Genomic DNA, 17,008 nt, shown 5'->3' with positions numbered 1-17,008 from the left:
CTTTTAAAAGTGTTTTGATTGTTTGGATTTCTTCTTTAGTTGATTTCATATTACTATTATATAATGCTTTTTGATTTTAGCTTAGTATTAATCGATTGTTCTACTTTTTGCCTCCAAAACCTTGGAAAAAGGCTTTCTTTTGTGATATACTTCACATATAAATACAAGAGAGCTCGTCATACTCGACTCTGTTGACACAAAATCAATCCAGTCCCGTTGTCCCTGTTCTCGGTCAATATCAAGGAGGATAGCTATGAAAGCTGTTGTTGTAAATCCAGAAAGCACTGGTGTTGCTGTTGAAGAAAAAGTGCTCCGTCCACTTGAAACTGGGGAAGCACTTGTAGAAGTTGAATACTGTGGCGTTTGCCACACCGACCTCCACGTTGCTCATGGTGACTTTGGTCAAGTCCCAAGACGTGTTCTTGGCCACGAAGGTATCGGTATCGTTAAAGAGATTGCTCCAGATGTGAAAAGCCTTAAAGTCGGTGACCGCGTCAGCGTTGCTTGGTTCTTTGAAGGATGTGGCACTTGCGAATACTGTACAACTGGTCGCGAAACCCTTTGCCGTACAGTGAAAAATGCTGGCTACTCAGTAGACGGTGGTATGGCTGAACAATGTATCGTAACTGCTGACTATGCTGTTAAAGTTCCTGACGGACTTGATCCAGCCCAAGCTTCTTCTATCACATGTGCTGGTGTAACAACCTATAAAGCTATTAAAGAAGCCAAAGTTGAACCAGGCCAATGGGTTGTTCTTTACGGTGCTGGTGGACTTGGTAACCTAGCTGTTCAATATGCTAAAAAAGTATTCAATGCTCATGTTATCGCAGTTGATATCAACAATGACAAACTTGCCCTTGCAAAAGAAGTAGGCGCTGACATTGTTATTAACGGCCTCGAAGTTGAAGATGTACCTGGACTTATCAAGGAAAAAACTGATGGAGGTGCTCACTCAGCTGTCGTAACTGCTGTGTCTAAAGTTGCCTTCAATCAGGCTGTTGACTCAGTTCGTGCTGGTGGTCGCGTAGTCGCTGTTGGTCTTCCTTCTGAAATGATGGAACTTAGCATCGTAAAAACCGTTCTAGATGGAATCCAAGTCATCGGTTCTCTTGTAGGAACTCGTAAAGACTTGGAAGAAGCCTTCCAATTCGGTGCAGAAGGTTTAGTAGTTCCAGTTGTTCAAAAACGTCCAATAGAAGATGCCGTAGCCATTTTCGACGAAATGGAAAAAGGTCAAATCCAAGGACGTATGGTACTCGACTTCACCCACTAATCTAATAGAAACCTATTTTAAAAGTTGGAAGCTTCTTTCAACTTTTTTATATTAAATTTTTAAATGTGGATTCAATATTACTCCTCAAAAAACTCAATATATCAACATCCAAAAGTAAAAGTTTTTTTAATTTTTTATGATAAATAGTTGCTTTTTACATGAAAACGGTTTATACTTAAACAGTCTTAAAGTTTTCTTAAATGAAAACTAAAACAAAAAAGGAGGAATGACAATAATGAGTATCGGAATCATTATTGCGAGCCACGGCGAATTTGCTGCGGGTATTCATCAGTCAGGATCTATGATCTTTGGTGAACAAGAAAAGGTTCAAGTTGTGACCTTTATGCCAAATGAAGGTCCTGATGATCTATACGCTAAGTTTAATAACGCTGTTGCTGCATTTGACGCAGAAGATGAGGTTCTAGTTTTGGCTGACCTTTGGAGTGGTTCTCCATTTAACCAAGCTAGTCGCGTGATGGGAGAAAATCCTGAGCGTAAGTTTGCCATCATCACAGGACTTAACTTACCGATGTTGATTCAAGCCTACACAGAGCGCCTCATGGACGCTGCTGCAGGTGTAGAAAAAGTCGCTGCTAATATCATTAAAGAAGCCAAAGATGGCATCAAAGCTCTTCCAGAAGAGCTAAATCCAGTTGAAGAAGTTGCAAGCGCTGCAGCTGCTCCAGTTGCCCAAGCTGCTATCCCAGAAGGAACTGTTATCGGAGACGGTAAATTGAAAATCAATCTTGCCCGTCTTGACACACGTCTACTTCACGGTCAGGTTGCAACTGCTTGGACTCCAGATTCAAAAGCAAATCGTATCATCGTTGCTTCAGATAACGTGGCTAAAGACGACCTTCGTAAAGAATTGATTAAACAAGCAGCTCCAGGTAATGTCAAGGCTAACGTGGTTCCAATTCAAAAACTGATTGAGATTTCAAAAGACCCACGTTTTGGAGAAACACATGCCCTTATCTTGTTTGAAACACCTCAAGATGCCCTTCGTGCCATCGAAGGCGGCGTGCCAATCAAGACTCTTAACGTTGGTTCTATGGCTCACTCAACAGGTAAAACATTGGTCAATACCGTTTTGTCGATGGACAAAGAAGATGTTGCTACATTTGAAAAAATGCGTGACTTGGGTGTTGAATTTGATGTCCGTAAAGTACCGAATGATTCTAAAAAAGATTTGTTTGACTTGATTAACAAAGCCAATGTCAAATAAGCCATTATTTATGAAAGGATTTTAAACATGTCTATTATTTCTATGGTTTTAGTAGTCGTTGTAGCCTTCTTTGCAGGTCTTGAAGGCATCCTCGACCAGTTCCAATTTCACCAACCACTTGTAGCCTGTACCCTTATTGGGCTTGTAACAGGTCACTTGGAAGCAGGGATTATCCTCGGTGGATCGCTTCAAATGATTGCCCTTGGTTGGTCAAATATCGGTGCTGCTATCGCTCCTGATGCTGCACTTGCTTCTGTCGCTGCTGCCATTATCATGGTTCTTGGTGGTGACTTTACCAAGACTGGTATCGGTGTTGCCCAAGCGGTTGCTATCCCTCTTGCCGTAGCTGGACTTTTCTTGACAATGATTGTTCGTACAATTTCAGTTGGTTTGGTTCATACTGCAGATGCTGCCGCTAAAAAAGGTGACTTCGGCGCTGTGGAGCGTGCGCATTTCATTGCGCTACTTTTCCAAGGACTTCGTATCGCGCTTCCTGCAGCTCTTCTCCTTATGGTACCAACTGAAACTGTACAAAGTATCCTTAGTGCCATGCCAGACTGGCTCAAAGATGGTATGGCTATCGGTGGTGGTATGGTCGTTGCCGTTGGTTACGCCATGGTTATCAACATGATGGCAACTCGTGAAGTATGGCCATTCTTCGCTCTTGGTTTCGTTCTCGCTGCTGTGTCAGATATTACTCTAATCGGATTCGGTGCTATCGGTGTTGCTATCGCTCTTATATACCTTCACCTTTCTAAAACTGGTGGAAATGGTGGCGGAGGAGCCGCAACTTCTAACGACCCAATCGGCGATATCCTAGAAGACTACTAAGATAAGAAAGGACTGAAAACATCATGACTGAAAAACTTCAATTAACTAAATCAGATCGTAAAAAAGTTTGGTGGCGTTCAACCTTCTTACAAGGGTCTTGGAACTTTGAACGGATGCAAAACTTGGGCTGGGCTTATACACTCATTCCAGCTATCAAAAAACTCTATACTAAAAAAGAAGATCAAATCGCTGCTCTTGAGCGTCACCTTGAGTTCTTCAACACTCATCCATACGTAGCTGCTCCAGTCATGGGGGTTACTCTTGCGCTTGAAGAAGAACGTGCTAACGGTGTGGAAATCGATGACGCTGCTATCCAAGGGGTTAAAATCGGTATGATGGGACCTCTTGCTGGTATCGGTGACCCAGTATTCTGGTTTACAGTACGCCCAATCCTTGGATCTCTCGGTGCTTCACTTGCCCTTACTGGCAATATCTTGGGTCCACTCCTCTTCTTTGTTGCATGGAACTTGATTCGTATGTCATTCTTGTGGTATGTTCAAGAGATTGGATATAAGGCTGGATCAGAAATCACCAAAGATATGTCTGGTGGTATCCTTCAAGATATCACTAAAGGAGCTTCTATCCTTGGGATGTTCATTCTTGCTGTCCTTGTTCAACGTTGGGTAAATATTAAATTTGCTTTCGATGTTTCTAAAGTTCAACTAGATGAAAAGGCTTATATCCATTGGGATAAATTGCCAGAAGGGTCTAAAGGTATCCAAGAAGCATTCGCACAAGTAGGACAAGGATTGTCTCAAACTCCTGAAAAAGTTACTACTTTCCAACAAAACTTGGATATGTTGATTCCTGGATTATCAGGACTACTCCTTACTTTACTTTGCATGTACTTACTTAAGAAAAAAGTATCTCCAATCACTATTATCCTTGCCCTCTTCGCAGTGGGTATTGTGGCACATGTTCTTCACATCATGTAATCAAGCAACTAAAAAGGAACCAGGTTCTAAAATCTGATTCCTTTTTTCTAGGCTTTTATACTCAATGAAAATCAAAGAGCAAACTAGGAAGCGAGCCGCAGGCTGTACTTGAGTACGGCAAGGCGAAGCTGACGTGGTTTGAATTTGATTTTCGAAGAGTATTATTCTGCCAAGGCTCCCATTGGATCCCAAGGTGCAAGTACGATTGGTTCTGCTCCATAGGCAGCTTGTTCTTCTGCTGTCAGCAATTCCTTACGAACAACGATTTGGTATGTGTATTCGTCCATCCAAGCGTCTGAGGCAACAAAGTAACCATCGGTACCAACCTTGTCTCCCCATGAGTTTTCAACCTTCCACTTGATTGACTTGCCATTTTCATCCAAATCAACACCTGTCAAGACCATGGCGTGAGTCATCAAGCTTTCGCTGTAATCCAAACGTCCAGCCTTGTCTTGAGTAAGTTTAATGTCCATGCTTGATTCAAAGTCATAAACATCTGTCGCAAGGATTCCAGCTTTACGGTTGCTGAGCTGGCCAACATCAGAACCAAACCAAACAGTCTCACCTGCTTGCATTTGGGCAATCGCCAATTCTTTCAAGCGCTCCATTGGAACGTTGATGTAGCGAACTGCACGGCTACCAACGACATTTCCCAACATCTCAACTGTGTAAGATTTACCGTATGGTTTATCAGCAGTTGGAGCATTGATAACAGAAACGTAGTCTTCTAAAGGAAGATTGACATATTTCTTGTAAAATTCCTGTGGAGTAATACCTTTTTCGCTTTGGTAGTTATTATCCTTATCACGATAAGCAAAGTCAAATTTACGTGGTGGTAGTCCTAGTGACATGGCAAGGAAGTTAAAGATCTCTTGCAAGAGGTCTTCTTTCTTAGCTTGAACAGTCGCTTGGTCTGCGCCAGAAGCTAGTAAGTCACGCAAGATTTGAGCATCTTGGCGCAGCAATTTGTTAAGGATTGCATTTAGCTCACGGCTGCTACTAGATGAAACAGACTCAGGATAAACTGACTTAGGCACGACACCGTATTTTTCAAAGAGGGAAACGACCATATCCCATTGACCACCATCTTGTTGTGGTATTTGGAGTAAGAAGCTAACCTTACGGCTCGTCAATTCTTGGTCTGCAGTCGCAATGACTTGCTCCAAGAACCAGTTTGATTTCTCATACTTGTCCCAGAAGAAAGTGTGGGCTTGTGACAACTCAAAGTTCTCCAATTTGTATTGCGAGATGAGTTTGTGGCGAAAAGTGTTGAGAGCCGCAAACATCCAGCAACGACCAGACGCTTTCTGGTTAGTGACCTTGTCCTTGGTTAAATCCAATGAGAAAACAGGTGTGTTGTCTACATGGCTTTGGCGACGTTCCAGAGCTGCAAAAATTCCGTTGTGGCTAGCAGCATTTTCAATCGCTTGGTATTTTACATTTGCTTCATAGTTGGCAAATAGTTTATCAGTAAATGATTCTTGAATCGCGTTCATAGATTCCTCCTTTTATTCTACAGTCTATTATAACTCTTTTCACAAAGGAAGCAACTAAAAAACATAAAAGGCAAGGACATTCTTCCTCACCTTTTTCAAATATAAATCAAATTAAGCAATACTAGCAAGGAGAATTTCTAAGTCTTCCTTGGTCAAGCGACGCCATTCCCCTCGTTCCAGGTTCTCATCTAATACTAAAGTTCCCATAGTCAATCGTTGCAAGTCCACCACTTCCTTGCCACAGTAGCCCACCATACGCTTGACCTGATGAAACTTTCCTTCTGCAATAGTCACACGGATTTGGCTCTGATTCTTTTCTGCATCTGTGGAAAGAATCTCCAGTCTAGCGGGTTGACAAGTAAAGTCTTTGAGAGGAATACCCTTGGCAAATATCTCCACATCTTCTTGTGTCATAATTCCCTTGACCTGAGCCAGATAGGTCTTATCCACATGACGCTTGGGTGAAAGAAGAGCATGGGCAAGCTGACCGTCATTGGTCAGGAGCAGGAGTCCATGCGTATCGATATCCAAGCGCCCTACTGGGAAAACTTCCTTGCTCCGAGCAATATCATCCAACAAGTCCAGAACGGTTCTGTGCTTGGGATCCTCAGTCGCTGAGATAACTCCTTGGGGCTTGTTCATCATATAGTAGACAAACTCCTCATACTCCAACACTTGCCCATCAAAGCGAATCTCATCTCTTTCTTCATCAATCTGCAATTTAGCTGATTTTTCTTTTTTACCATTTACAGTCACGCGCCCAGCCTTGAGCAAGTTTTTGACCTCAGTCCGACTTCCCACCGCACAGGCAACTAAAAATTTATCTAATCTCATAGAACTATTATATCATATCAAAAGGAGGCTAGTACAATGACCTACCTCCTTTTCGTTTCATACTCTTCAAAAATCTCTTCAAACCGCGTCAACGTCGCCTTGCCGTATATATGTTACTGACTTCGTCAGTTCTATCTACAACCGCAAAGCAGTGCTTTGAGCAACCTGCGGCTAGTTTCCTAGTTTGCTCTTTGATTTTCATTGAGTATCAGATTTAAGAAATTAACTTCCTCGTCTCCAGAAAATTGCTAAGACAATCATGGAACCTAAAACAGCTGGGATAATAGCTGTTCCTGATAAAACTGGCCCCCAAGTTCCAAAGAGCAAGTGACCTAGAAAGGCTCCGATCCAACCGAGAAACATTTTTCCAAAACATCCCATTCGCTCTCCACGATTGGTCAGAGTACCTGCTAAAAATCCCACTAGGAGACCAACGAACATACTTCCTAACATATTATCTCCTTAATTTGCCCAATTCCCATTACGGAAAAGAGGTACTCGCGTTCCATCCTCACGAATACCATCGATATCCATTTGGTTAGAACCAATCATAAAGTCTACGTGAACATCTGAACGGTTAAGCCCTGCAGCTTCAAGCTCCTCTTCGCTCATCTCCGCTCCATCAACAACGCTAGTCGCATAGGCTGCACCGATAGCCAAGTGGTTTGACGCATTTTCATCGAAAAGGGTGTTAAAGAAGGTAATGCCTGACTGAGAAATTGGACTTGGATCTGGTACCAAGGCACATTCACCCAAGGCACGCGCACCCGCATTTTCAAAGACAAGGTCTTTCATAACCTGATCACCCTTCTCAGCAGTGATATCTACGATTTGTCCATCCTTAAAGGTCACCTTAATGCCTTCAATGATATTTCCGTTGTAGCTAAGCGGTTTTGTAGAAGTGACATAACCATCTGCACGACGGAAGTCAGGCGCTGTGAAGACCTCTTCTGTCGGCATATTTGGCAAGAATTCTTCGCCCTGTGCATTAACAGCACCAGCTGATTCCCAAACGTGGTTCTTCGGCAAGCCAAGGGTCAAATCTGTCCCTGGCGCTGTGTAGTGAAGGGCTGAAAATTGCTCTTTATTGAGCATATCGGCCTTGCTCTTTAAGACAGCTGCATGTTCCTCCCAAGCCTTAACGGGATCTGCTTCGTAAACACGGCAAGTTTTGAAGATTTGGTCCCAAAGGAGATCGACTGCTTCTTCGTCGCTCGCAGCATTTGGAAAGACTTTCTTGGCCCACTCAAGTCCAGCAGCGGCTGCTACAGTCCAGCTAACCTTGTTAGATTGAGTTGCGATTCGCATTGGCTTCATGGCAAGTCCCATAGCTTTAGCAGAAGCTGAAAGCTTGTCAGCGTCCACTCCGTTCAAGGCACCTGGATCAGATGAACGAACTCCAAGACGGCTAGCCTTGTTCTCCAAGAGATAGTTCATCTCAGCAATCTTGTATTCTGGCACATTGTCCAAACGCTCCATCGGGGCATGGAGGAATTTCTCACGGTTAATCACATCATCTGTCCACTGAACGATGACCTCATGCGCACCCAAGGCATAAGCTTCTTTCACGATTAGATGTGCCAATTCACGTTGCTCCACATCAATAGAGAGAGCCAAAGTGTGACCAGGTTGCACGTTAATTCCGTTCGCAACCAACAATTTCGCATATTTTTCTAGATTTTCTTTAAAATTTGGTAAAACCATGTAATTTTCTCTTTTCTATTTTTATTTTTCTTTCACAGCAGAGAATAATCCTGCTAAAGCAATGACACCTGACAAAAGTGCTGTTGATAGAAGAATTGTCTGATCAGCAAGGTCTAATTGATACTCAAAGACTTTTTCAGCTGGTTTGTCTTCCGCAAAAATTCTTAGTTTCATGAAATGTCCTTTCTTATTCTTCATGCTCTCCTAGGTAGAGGCGTCGTGCCTCTGGACTATTTGTGAGGATATCTATATAGGTTTCATAGTCATCAGGCAGAGGCTTTCCTAAAGAGATATCTTGTTCTGGATTTATATTTTTCCCATAAAGAAAGCAAAGATAGAGACGTTCGTTGAGTGTTGGAAATACTTCAATAGACATAAGTTCAGCCTGACCTACCCGATCCCAATCCTGTTCTTTGATATCTGATATGATATAGGTTTGGAAGAGTCCCATAAGTGGATTATCTTCTGGTAGTCCACTGTCTTTATCCGCCAGGACCAAAGAACAACGTCTACCAAAACCAGCAAGTTGGCGCTCCCTTCCCTTTACCGAAACAGTAATAGGATGCCCTCCAATATGGCTATAAATCCATTCTTTAGGCAGTTCATAATTTAACAGGGGGGTAACTTCTTTGACAATCGCTACAGGACTATAGCGTAGAAACTGGCGAGTAACAGCCTTACAAAAGAGGATATCTTCATCTTTCAAGGTCACTCCCTTCCAGTTATTTTCCTCATTAAAATGGTTGAAAAATACCAGATAGGGATCACGCACCATTTGTGCTAATACATAAACGCCATTTCGCAAACGTATGGAAATAACTTTCCCTGGTTTCCAGGGTGTTGCTCTTTTTTTCTTTTCCATCATGATACAACCTCAAACCTACACAAGACATTTCAAACTATTAAAACAAATCATCAAACAAGCTGAGCTGGTTATCCTCTGGCATATTTCCAAGAATCCCCATCTCATCCATCTTTTCAACCAAGGTTGATGAGAGTCCACCACGCTTGCGTAGTTCTGTTTTAGAGAGGAATTCTCCCTCTTCACGCGCTCGCACCAACTGCTTAGCAACGTTCTCTCCCAGACCATCCATTGCTACAAATGGCGGGATGAGGGTGTCTCCATCGATGAGGAATTCAGTCGCATCACTGCGGTAGAGATCGAGTTTGCCAAACTTAAAGCCACGCTCCCACATCTCATTGACAATCTCAAGAGTTGTATAAAGATCAATTTCTACATTAGAGGCTTCATTGTTCTTCCGTTTTTCAGAGATTTCTTCCATTCTGCGCTTGATAGCCTCCAAGCCCGCCCCCATGGTCTTGATATCAAAAGCCTTAGCACGGATTGAGAAATAAGCACAGTAGTAATAAATGGGATGATGAACCTTGAAGTAAGCTACGCGCAAGGCCATCATAACGTAGGCTGCAGCATGGGCTTTAGGGAACATGTACTTAATTTTCCCACAGGATTCGATATACCACTCTGGTACCTTATTAGCCTTCATGGCTTCGATGTAGCCATTGCGTTCCTCTTCGGAAATCTTGAGCCACAATCCCTTACGTACCCGTTCCATGATGGTAAAGGCCATCTTAGGTTCGAGACCAGCATGCATGAGGTAAACCATGATGTCGTCCCGACAACCAATAACAGTCGATAGGTCTGCTATTCCTTGCTTAATCAAATCTTGGGCATTTCCCAACCAGACATCTGTACCATGGGATAGACCTGAGAGCTGAAGCAACTCCGCAAAAGTCGTCGGATGGGTTTCATCTACCATGCCTCGGACAAAGTTGGTTCCAAACTCTGGAATCCCCAGCATACCCGTAGGCGTTCCGATTTGCTCAGGTGTTACTCCTAGCACATCAGTCCCAGAAAAGAGTGCCATCACGCCTTCGTCATCCATAGGAATTTCATTAGGGTCAATCCCAGACAAATCCTGAAGTTTCCGAATCATGGTCGGATCATCATGTCCTAGAACATCTAGCTTGAGGACATTCTCATCGATATCGTGGAAGTTAAAGTGAGTGGTCTGCCATTCAGCCGTCACATCATCTGCTGGATACTGGACAGGCGTAAAATCATAGACATCCATGTAGTTAGGAATAACAACGATTCCCCCCGGGTGTTGTCCTGTTGTCCGCTTGACACCAGCGGCACCTTGAGCGAGGCGTTCTACCTCTGCGTCACGATAAAACTTGCCATAATCTCGCTCATAGCCCTTTACAAAGCCATAGGCAGTCTTGGCAGCCACCGTACCAACCGTTCCTGCACGGAAGGCATATTCCTCACCAAAGATATCACGCACATCCAAGTGGGCGCTAGGCTGGTCTTCTCCCGAAAAGTTCAAGTCAATATCAGGAACCTTATCCCCATCAAAACCAAGGAAGGTCTCGAAAGGAATATCTTGCCCATTTTTGCTGAGTTTGTGACCACAGTTTGGACAGTCCTTATTGGGCATATCAAAACCTGAACCGTAAGATCCATCGGTGATAAACTCACTATACTGACACTGACCACAGACATAGTGAGGAGAGAGAGGATTAACCTCCGTAATCCCAATCATAGTCGCAACGAAACTGGAACCAACAGATCCACGGGAACCAACCAAGTAACCCCGTTCATTGGAACGTTGCACCAGCATCTGCGAGGCTAGATAAATCACGGCAAATCCATTCCCCAAAATAGAGGTTAGTTCTTTTTCAATCCGCAAATCAACAATATCTGGCAACGGATTTCCATAAATCTCAAAGGCCTTCTTATAGGTTAATTCGGCAACTGTTTCTTCAGCCTTGTTGATGAAAGGCGTGTACAAGTCACCCTTAACGACCTCAACAGGTTCAAAGATTTCTGCTAAGGCATTGGGATTTTCAATAACCAGTTTACGAGCCAGTTCCTCTCCCAAGAAGGCAAATTCATCCAACATCTCATTAGTCGTTCGAAAATGAGCCTTGGGAAGAGGAGCGGGTTGGGCATGTTCACCATGACCAATGGTTCGGTTAATCATAGCCCCCTGTCCCAAACTACGGACGATAATTTCACGATAAATCTCTTCTTCCGGTTCGATATAGTGGACATTTCCCGTAGCCAGAACAGGCTTGCCAAGGCGGTCTCCAACCTCTATCAAACTCTTGATAATGGTCTGGAGTTCCTCCATATCCTTGACCTGCTCCTTGGCAATCAAGGGAGCATAAATAGCAGGTGGCATAACCTCGATAAAGTCATAATACTTAGCCAACTCAACCGCCGCATCCACACCTTGGGAAACGACTGCATCAAAAACTTCGCCTTCTGCACAAGCTGATCCTAAAATCAAGCCCTCCCGATGGGCATCTAGAACCGTTCTCGGAATCCGTGGTACCCCTTCAAAGTACTTGGTATTAGACAAGGAAACCAGCTTAAAGATATTTTTTAGCCCTACTTGATTCTTGACATAAATGGTCGCATGTTTAATCCGAGCTTTTTTATAAGAATCTGGACTAATCAAATCAATGTTTAGTCTATCCAAGTCGGTCACACCATGTTTTTCTGCCACCTCTTTGATAAAGATGAAAAGCAGACGACCAGTAGCTTCCGCATCGTAGTTGGCCATGTGGTGATGTTCCAAAGCCACACCAAAACGCTTAGTCAAAGGCCCCAAACCATGACGTTTGTACTCAGGATAGAGGTTTCGAGCAAACTCCAGCGTATCAATCACTGGCTGACTAATCTTTGGCAGACCATGACGCTCATAATTGGCATTCATAAAGCCAACGTCAAAGGTCGCATTGTGGGCGACTAGGACCGTATCCTTGCAAAATTCTTGAAATTCCTGTAACACTTGTTCCAGTGGTTTAGCATTTTTGACATGGTCATCTGTAATTCCAGTCAACTCAGTAGTAAACGCTGACAAGGGATGTCCAGGATTAATAAATTCATCAAATTCAGCAATGACATTCCCCTTGTACATCTTAGAGGCCGCAACCTGAATCAAATCATTATAGATAGCTGAAAGTCCCGTCGTTTCCACGTCAAAGACCACATAGGTCGCTTCTGACAAGTCCATCTCCACTTCGTTATAGACGATAGGGACACGGTCCTCCACGATATTGGCTTCCATCCCATAGATCAGCTGGATTCCCGCTTTCTTAGCCGCCTTATAGCCATGTGGGAAGGACTGGACATTTCCATGATCCGTGATGGCAACCGCCTTGTGTCCCCACTTAGCAGCTGTTGCAACGATTTCTTCTACCTCTGGCAAAGCATCCATAGTCGACATGTTAGTATGAGCATGAAACTCAACCCGACGCTCACCTTCTGGCATCAAATCCTTCCGCTCATAGTGAACAACTTCCTGCACATCCTGTACGTTCATCGTCAAATCTCGTGTGAAGTTATTCATCTCCACATTCCCACGCACTCGGAGCCAAGAATTCTTCTTGATGAGATCAAACTTTTGAGCTTCTTCCTCATTTTTAACCCACTTTTGCATAGAAAAACTTGAAGTGTAGTCCGTCATTTTAAAGTTGATCAAAACACGCCCTGTTCTGGTCACTTTTTGCTCCACATCAAAAACAACCCCTTCAAATACCAAACGATTTTCCTCCGTCGTCACTTCGATCATAGGAGTAATCTCCGCCTTATCCAGCTTGGGTTTAGCTGCAGCTTTTTTGGCTTGAAAATCAAAGGCTGGTTTCTCTTCAGCTGGAGGTGGTGCCATCTGTTCCAGTTGTTCCATAGCACGAAGCGCTTCCTCATTGGCAGCTTGAACAATCTGCTCATTTTCAGCATGAAAGGCTTCCTCTTGCTCTTGGGTCAGCACATCATTTTTCTCTACTTGACAATTAAAAGTTGGAAAGCCAAATTGTTCAAGTTGTTTCGCTAAATTAGGAAGATGATTCTTCTTAAAATGTTCCTTATCAATCGCCTCTGAACCCTCAATAAAGAGTTGATTGCCCTCAGCACGAACTTGCAAATTCTGATAAAGAGATTTAAAACCTTGACTAGCACATGGCCCTTCAGAAAAAGCTTCTCTATAATAGGCCTGCAAGAGCTGATTTGAAAATTCTTGAGACAGAGCCTTGATCTCAAAAACAGCTTTATTGCCTGTCTTAGAAAATTCTTCGCTTAAACCTTTCTTTAATTCTAAAAAGATTTCAATCGGTAAAATATTAGAAAATATGAAATGAAACTCCCATACCTTACTAATTTTATGAACTACAACTCGCTCAATATCAGCCTGTGATAAAGCAGGAGCCTGTCTCATTTCAGCAGGCATCCCCAATTGATTCATCAAAATTTCAAAACTGTTTGACATTCATTTTCCTCACATTATTCTCCTACTATTTTACCATATTTAGAGGTATTTTCTAAAGACAAAAGGAAGCCACTAAGTGACTTCCTTCTAGAGCGAGGACTGATTAGTCTTCACCTTTGTTTTTCTTAATGATTTCTTCTTGTACTGACTTAGGTACATCTTCGTAGTGGTCAAATACCATCATGAATGTACCACGTCCTTGAGATGCAGAACGAAGAACTGTTGCGTAACCGAACATTTCAGCAAGTGGAACGTAAGCACGAACGATTTGGCTGTTACCGTGTGCTTCCATACCATCTACACGTCCACGACGAGCAGTTACGTGACCCATAACATCACCAAGGTTTTCTTCTGGAACAGTGATTGTTACAAGCATCATTGGTTCAAGGATAGCTGGTTGTGCTGATTTAGCAGCTTCTTTCAGAGCAAGTGAAGCCGCGATCTTGAAGGCAGTTTCAGATGAGTCGACATCGTGGTATGAACCATCGTAAAGTTTAGCTTTAACGTCAACCATTGGGTAACCTGCAAGAACACCGTTAGCCATAGATTCTACCAAACCTTTTTCAACCGCTGGGATAAATTCACGAGGAACCACACCACCGACGATTGCGTTTTCGAATTCGAATCCTTTACCTTCTTCGTTTGGAGTAAATTCAATCCATACATCACCAAATTGACCTTTACCACCAGACTGACGTTTGAAGAATCCACGAGCTTGAGTAGAAGCGCGGAATGTTTCACGGTAAGATACTTGAGGAGCACCTACGTTTGCTTCAACTTTGAACTCACGACGCATACGATCAACAAGGACATCAAGGTGAAGCTCACCCATACCAGAGATAACTGTTTCACCAGTTTCAACGTTTGTTTCAACGCGGAATGTTGGATCTTCTTCAGCCAATTTTTGAAGGGCGATACCCATCTTGTCTTGGTCAGCTTTAGATTTTGGCTCAACCATCAATTGGATAACTGGTTCTGGAACGTTGATTGACTCAAGGATGATTTTAGCTTTTTCATCTGTCAATGAGTCACCAGTTGTAGTATCTTTCAAACCAACGGCAGCAGCGATATCACCTGAGTAAACAGTGTCGATTTCTTGACGGCTGTTGGCGTGCATTTGAAGGATACGTCCGATACGTTCACGTTTACCTTTGGAAGTGTTCAATACGTATGAACCTGATTGAAGAACACCTGAGTAAACACGGAAGAATGTCAAACGACCTACGAATGGGTCAGTCATGATCTTGAAGGCAAGAGCTGCAAATGGCTCTTCATCAGATGCTGGACGAGTTTCTTCAGCGTCTGTATCTGGGTTAATACCTTTGATTGCTGGGATGTCAAGTGGGCTTGGAAGGTAGTCGATAACCGCATCAAGCATCAATTGAACACCTTTGTTTTTGAAGGCTGAACCACACAATACTGGGAAGAATTCAACGTTGATAGTCGCTTTACGGATACCAGCTTTCAATTCTTCGTTAGTGATTTCTTCACCTTCGAGGTATTTCATCATCAATTCTTCGTCAGTTTCAGCAACTGCTTCAATCAATTTTTCACGGTATTCTTGAGCTTGGTCAAGGTATTCAGCTGGGATGTCTTCTTCAAGGATATCTGTACCAAGGTCGTTAGTATAGATTTCAGCTTTCATCTTGATTAAGTCGATGATACCACGGAAGTCATCTTCAGAACCGATTGGCAATTGGATTGGGTGGGCATTTGCTTGAAGACGATCGTGAAGTGTGCTTACAGAGTAAAGGAAGTCAGCACCGATTTTGTCCATTTTGTTGGCAAATACGATACGTGGAACTCCATACTCAGTTGCTTGACGCCAAACTGTTTCAGTTTGAGGCTCAACACCTGATTGTGAGTCAAGAACTGTAACCGCACCGTCCAATACACGAAGAGAACGTTGTACTTCGATAGTGAAGTCCACGTGTCCTGGTGTGTCGATGATGTTTACGCGGTGGTTGTTCCATTGAGCTGTTGTCGCAGCAGATGTGATAGTGATACCACGCTCTTGCTCTTGCTCCATCCAGTCCATTTGTGACGCACCTTCGTGAGTTTCACCGATTTTGTGGATTTTACCAGTGTAGTAAAGAATACGCTCAGTAGTTGTTGTTTTACCGGCATCGACGTGAGCCATGATACCGATATTACGAGTTTTTTCAAGTGAAAATTCGCGTGCCATGAGGTTTGTTTCTCCTATTTATTTTTGATTTCTATTCTATTATAACACGATTTTAATAAAAACGGATAGGCAGGACCTACCCGTTCTCAATGTTTTCATGCTATTGTTGGTTTCAACTTACGAGCTGGTAAGTTGAGTTATAGCTAATACTAATCGATTTAGCTAATTTGAACCCGGGCTAAAAGCTCGGAAAATAGATAAGCTCTCCTAGAATCTTCGATTCTTCGTCAAGCTTCCTAATTTTCAGTCGCTTTTTTAACGCCCTTAGTATCTTAATCTTACCAACGGAAGTGTGCGAATGCACGGTTAGCTTCAGCCATACGGTGAGTGTCTTCACGTTTCTTAACAGCTGCACCAGTGTTGTTAGCAGCATCCAAGATTTCTTTTGCAAGACGGTCTTGCATTGTGTGTTCACCACGAAGACGAGCGATTGTTACCAACCAACGAAGTCCAAGTGTTGTACGACGTTCTGGACGAACTTCAACTGGGACTTGGTAGTTAGAACCACCAACACGACGTGCACGTACTTCAAGTACAGGCATGATGTTTTCCATAGCTGTTTCAAATACTTCAAGTGCATCGTTGCCAGTAGCTTCTTTGATTTGCTCAAAAGCACCGTAAACGATTGAAGCAGCTGTACCACGTTTACCGTCAAGCATAACGCGGTTGATAAGACGAGTAACTAGTTGTGAATTGTAAAGCGGATCTGGCAATACGTCACGTTTTGGAGCTCTATTTTTACGACTCATTTCTCTTTATCCCCTTTCCTTATGCTTTTGGACGTTTAGTACCGTATTTAGAACGGCCTTGTTTACGATCGTTAACACCTGCAGTATCAAGTGCACCACGGACGATATGGTAACGTACCCCTGGAAGGTCTTTTACACGTCCACCACGAAGAAGAACCACGCTGTGCTCTTGCAAGTTGTGTCCGATACCTGGGATGTAGGCAGTAACTTCGATAAGGTTGCTCAAACGTACACGAGCGAATTTACGAAGGGCTGAGTTAGGTTTTTTAGGTGTCATTGTTCCAACACGAGTTGCAACACCACGTTTTTGTGGTGAAGAAACGTTTGTTTGAACTTTTTTATGACTGTTGTAACCAACGTTCAAAGCTGGTGATTTAGATTTTTCTACTTTTGATTTACGCGGTTTGCGAACCAATTGGTTAATTGTAGGCATCTACATTCTCCTGTGTTTTTTTATTTTTGGTGATGATACACTTGGTGAC

14 protein-coding genes are annotated in these 17,008 nt (G+C 43.1%); 4 read left to right on the top strand and 10 right to left on the bottom strand.

The window, feature by feature from the left end:
* Positions 1-253: 253 nt before the first annotated feature.
* The 4 genes from adhP (at position 254) to HT678_RS00395 (ending at position 4,264) form a co-directional block, all read left to right on the top strand.
* A complete protein-coding gene (gene adhP / locus HT678_RS00410; protein ID WP_023935615.1) occupies positions 254-1,273 on the top strand; it encodes an alcohol dehydrogenase AdhP in 1,020 nt (339 codons plus the stop codon).
* A 235-nt stretch (positions 1,274-1,508) separates the two neighbouring features.
* Complete coding sequence (locus tag HT678_RS00405) at positions 1,509-2,498, top strand: PTS sugar transporter subunit IIB (RefSeq protein WP_000021972.1); 990 nt, start codon at positions 1,509-1,511, stop codon at positions 2,496-2,498.
* Between the two features lie 27 nt (positions 2,499-2,525).
* A complete protein-coding gene (locus HT678_RS00400; protein ID WP_000022715.1) occupies positions 2,526-3,329 on the top strand; it encodes a PTS mannose/fructose/sorbose transporter subunit IIC in 804 nt (267 codons plus the stop codon).
* A 23-nt stretch (positions 3,330-3,352) separates the two neighbouring features.
* Entirely contained in the window at positions 3,353-4,264 is a 912-nt protein-coding gene (locus HT678_RS00395) for a PTS system mannose/fructose/sorbose family transporter subunit IID (RefSeq protein WP_000136861.1), read from the top strand.
* A gap of 161 nt (positions 4,265-4,425) precedes the next feature.
* On the opposite strand, the gene pepC is transcribed toward HT678_RS00395, so the two are convergent.
* The 10 genes from pepC to rpsL form a co-directional block, all read right to left on the bottom strand.
* Positions 4,426-5,760 carry an aminopeptidase C gene (pepC, locus tag HT678_RS00390; RefSeq protein ID WP_172924505.1) on the bottom strand — a complete coding sequence of 445 codons (1,335 nt, stop codon included), beginning with the start codon at positions 5,758-5,760 and terminating at the stop codon, positions 4,426-4,428.
* A gap of 111 nt (positions 5,761-5,871) precedes the next feature.
* A complete protein-coding gene (locus HT678_RS00385) occupies positions 5,872-6,594 on the bottom strand; it encodes a pseudouridine synthase (protein ID WP_001234889.1) in 723 nt (240 codons plus the stop codon).
* Between the two features lie 222 nt (positions 6,595-6,816).
* A complete protein-coding gene (locus HT678_RS00380; RefSeq protein WP_023932538.1) occupies positions 6,817-7,047 on the bottom strand; it encodes a GlsB/YeaQ/YmgE family stress response membrane protein in 231 nt (76 codons plus the stop codon).
* Between the two features lie 9 nt (positions 7,048-7,056).
* Entirely contained in the window at positions 7,057-8,298 is a 1,242-nt protein-coding gene (locus HT678_RS00375; RefSeq protein ID WP_023932544.1) for an aminopeptidase, read from the bottom strand.
* Between the two features lie 21 nt (positions 8,299-8,319).
* A complete protein-coding gene (locus HT678_RS00370; protein WP_023938826.1) occupies positions 8,320-8,496 on the bottom strand; it encodes a hypothetical protein in 177 nt (58 codons plus the stop codon).
* Complete coding sequence (locus tag HT678_RS00365) at positions 8,486-9,163, bottom strand: hypothetical protein (RefSeq protein WP_000970259.1); 678 nt, start codon at positions 9,161-9,163, stop codon at positions 8,486-8,488. Before HT678_RS00365 ends, HT678_RS00370 begins: the two co-directional genes overlap by 11 nt.
* 37 nt (positions 9,164-9,200) lie before the next feature.
* Positions 9,201-13,592, bottom strand: a complete 4,392-nt coding sequence (locus HT678_RS00360; RefSeq protein WP_000071434.1) for a PolC-type DNA polymerase III — start codon at positions 13,590-13,592, stop codon at positions 9,201-9,203.
* Between the two features lie 103 nt (positions 13,593-13,695).
* On the bottom strand, positions 13,696-15,777 hold the full coding sequence (gene fusA, locus HT678_RS00355) for an elongation factor G (RefSeq protein ID WP_000090345.1): 2,082 nt from the start codon (positions 15,775-15,777) through the stop codon (positions 13,696-13,698).
* A gap of 278 nt (positions 15,778-16,055) precedes the next feature.
* The gene (gene rpsG, locus HT678_RS00350; RefSeq protein WP_000087873.1) at positions 16,056-16,526 is read right to left on the bottom strand and encodes a 30S ribosomal protein S7; all 471 of its coding nucleotides are present in this window, start codon (positions 16,524-16,526) and stop codon (positions 16,056-16,058) included.
* A 19-nt stretch (positions 16,527-16,545) separates the two neighbouring features.
* Positions 16,546-16,959 carry a 30S ribosomal protein S12 gene (gene rpsL / locus HT678_RS00345; protein WP_001142332.1) on the bottom strand — a complete coding sequence of 138 codons (414 nt, stop codon included), beginning with the start codon at positions 16,957-16,959 and terminating at the stop codon, positions 16,546-16,548.
* Positions 16,960-17,008: the final 49 nt, after the last annotated feature.

The sequence above is a fragment of the Streptococcus sp. 3167 genome, assembly GCF_013277175.1.
Lineage (GTDB): Bacteria > Bacillota > Bacilli > Lactobacillales > Streptococcaceae > Streptococcus > Streptococcus pseudopneumoniae.
The sequence above is the reverse complement of the archived record's forward strand: the minus strand, read 5'-3'. Positions and strand labels throughout refer to the sequence as shown.

Coding starts and splice junctions, on each gene's coding strand:
- pepC (WP_172924505.1), bottom strand. CDS start 5,760: ATGAACGCGATTCAAGAATCATTTACTGATAAACTATTTGCCAACTAT.
- HT678_RS00375 (WP_023932544.1), bottom strand. CDS start 8,298: ATGGTTTTACCAAATTTTAAAGAAAATCTAGAAAAATATGCGAAATTG.
- HT678_RS00400 (WP_000022715.1), top strand. CDS start 2,526: ATGTCTATTATTTCTATGGTTTTAGTAGTCGTTGTAGCCTTCTTTGCA.
- fusA (WP_000090345.1), bottom strand. CDS start 15,777: ATGGCACGCGAATTTTCACTTGAAAAAACTCGTAATATCGGTATCATG.
- HT678_RS00365 (WP_000970259.1), bottom strand. CDS start 9,163: ATGATGGAAAAGAAAAAAAGAGCAACACCCTGGAAACCAGGGAAAGTT.
- HT678_RS00405 (WP_000021972.1), top strand. CDS start 1,509: ATGAGTATCGGAATCATTATTGCGAGCCACGGCGAATTTGCTGCGGGT.
- HT678_RS00385 (WP_001234889.1), bottom strand. CDS start 6,594: ATGAGATTAGATAAATTTTTAGTTGCCTGTGCGGTGGGAAGTCGGACT.
- rpsG (WP_000087873.1), bottom strand. CDS start 16,526: ATGAGTCGTAAAAATAGAGCTCCAAAACGTGACGTATTGCCAGATCCG.
- HT678_RS00395 (WP_000136861.1), top strand. CDS start 3,353: ATGACTGAAAAACTTCAATTAACTAAATCAGATCGTAAAAAAGTTTGG.
- rpsL (WP_001142332.1), bottom strand. CDS start 16,959: ATGCCTACAATTAACCAATTGGTTCGCAAACCGCGTAAATCAAAAGTA.
- HT678_RS00380 (WP_023932538.1), bottom strand. CDS start 7,047: ATGTTAGGAAGTATGTTCGTTGGTCTCCTAGTGGGATTTTTAGCAGGT.
- HT678_RS00370 (WP_023938826.1), bottom strand. CDS start 8,496: ATGAAGAATAAGAAAGGACATTTCATGAAACTAAGAATTTTTGCGGAA.
- HT678_RS00360 (WP_000071434.1), bottom strand. CDS start 13,592: ATGTCAAACAGTTTTGAAATTTTGATGAATCAATTGGGGATGCCTGCT.
- adhP (WP_023935615.1), top strand. CDS start 254: ATGAAAGCTGTTGTTGTAAATCCAGAAAGCACTGGTGTTGCTGTTGAA.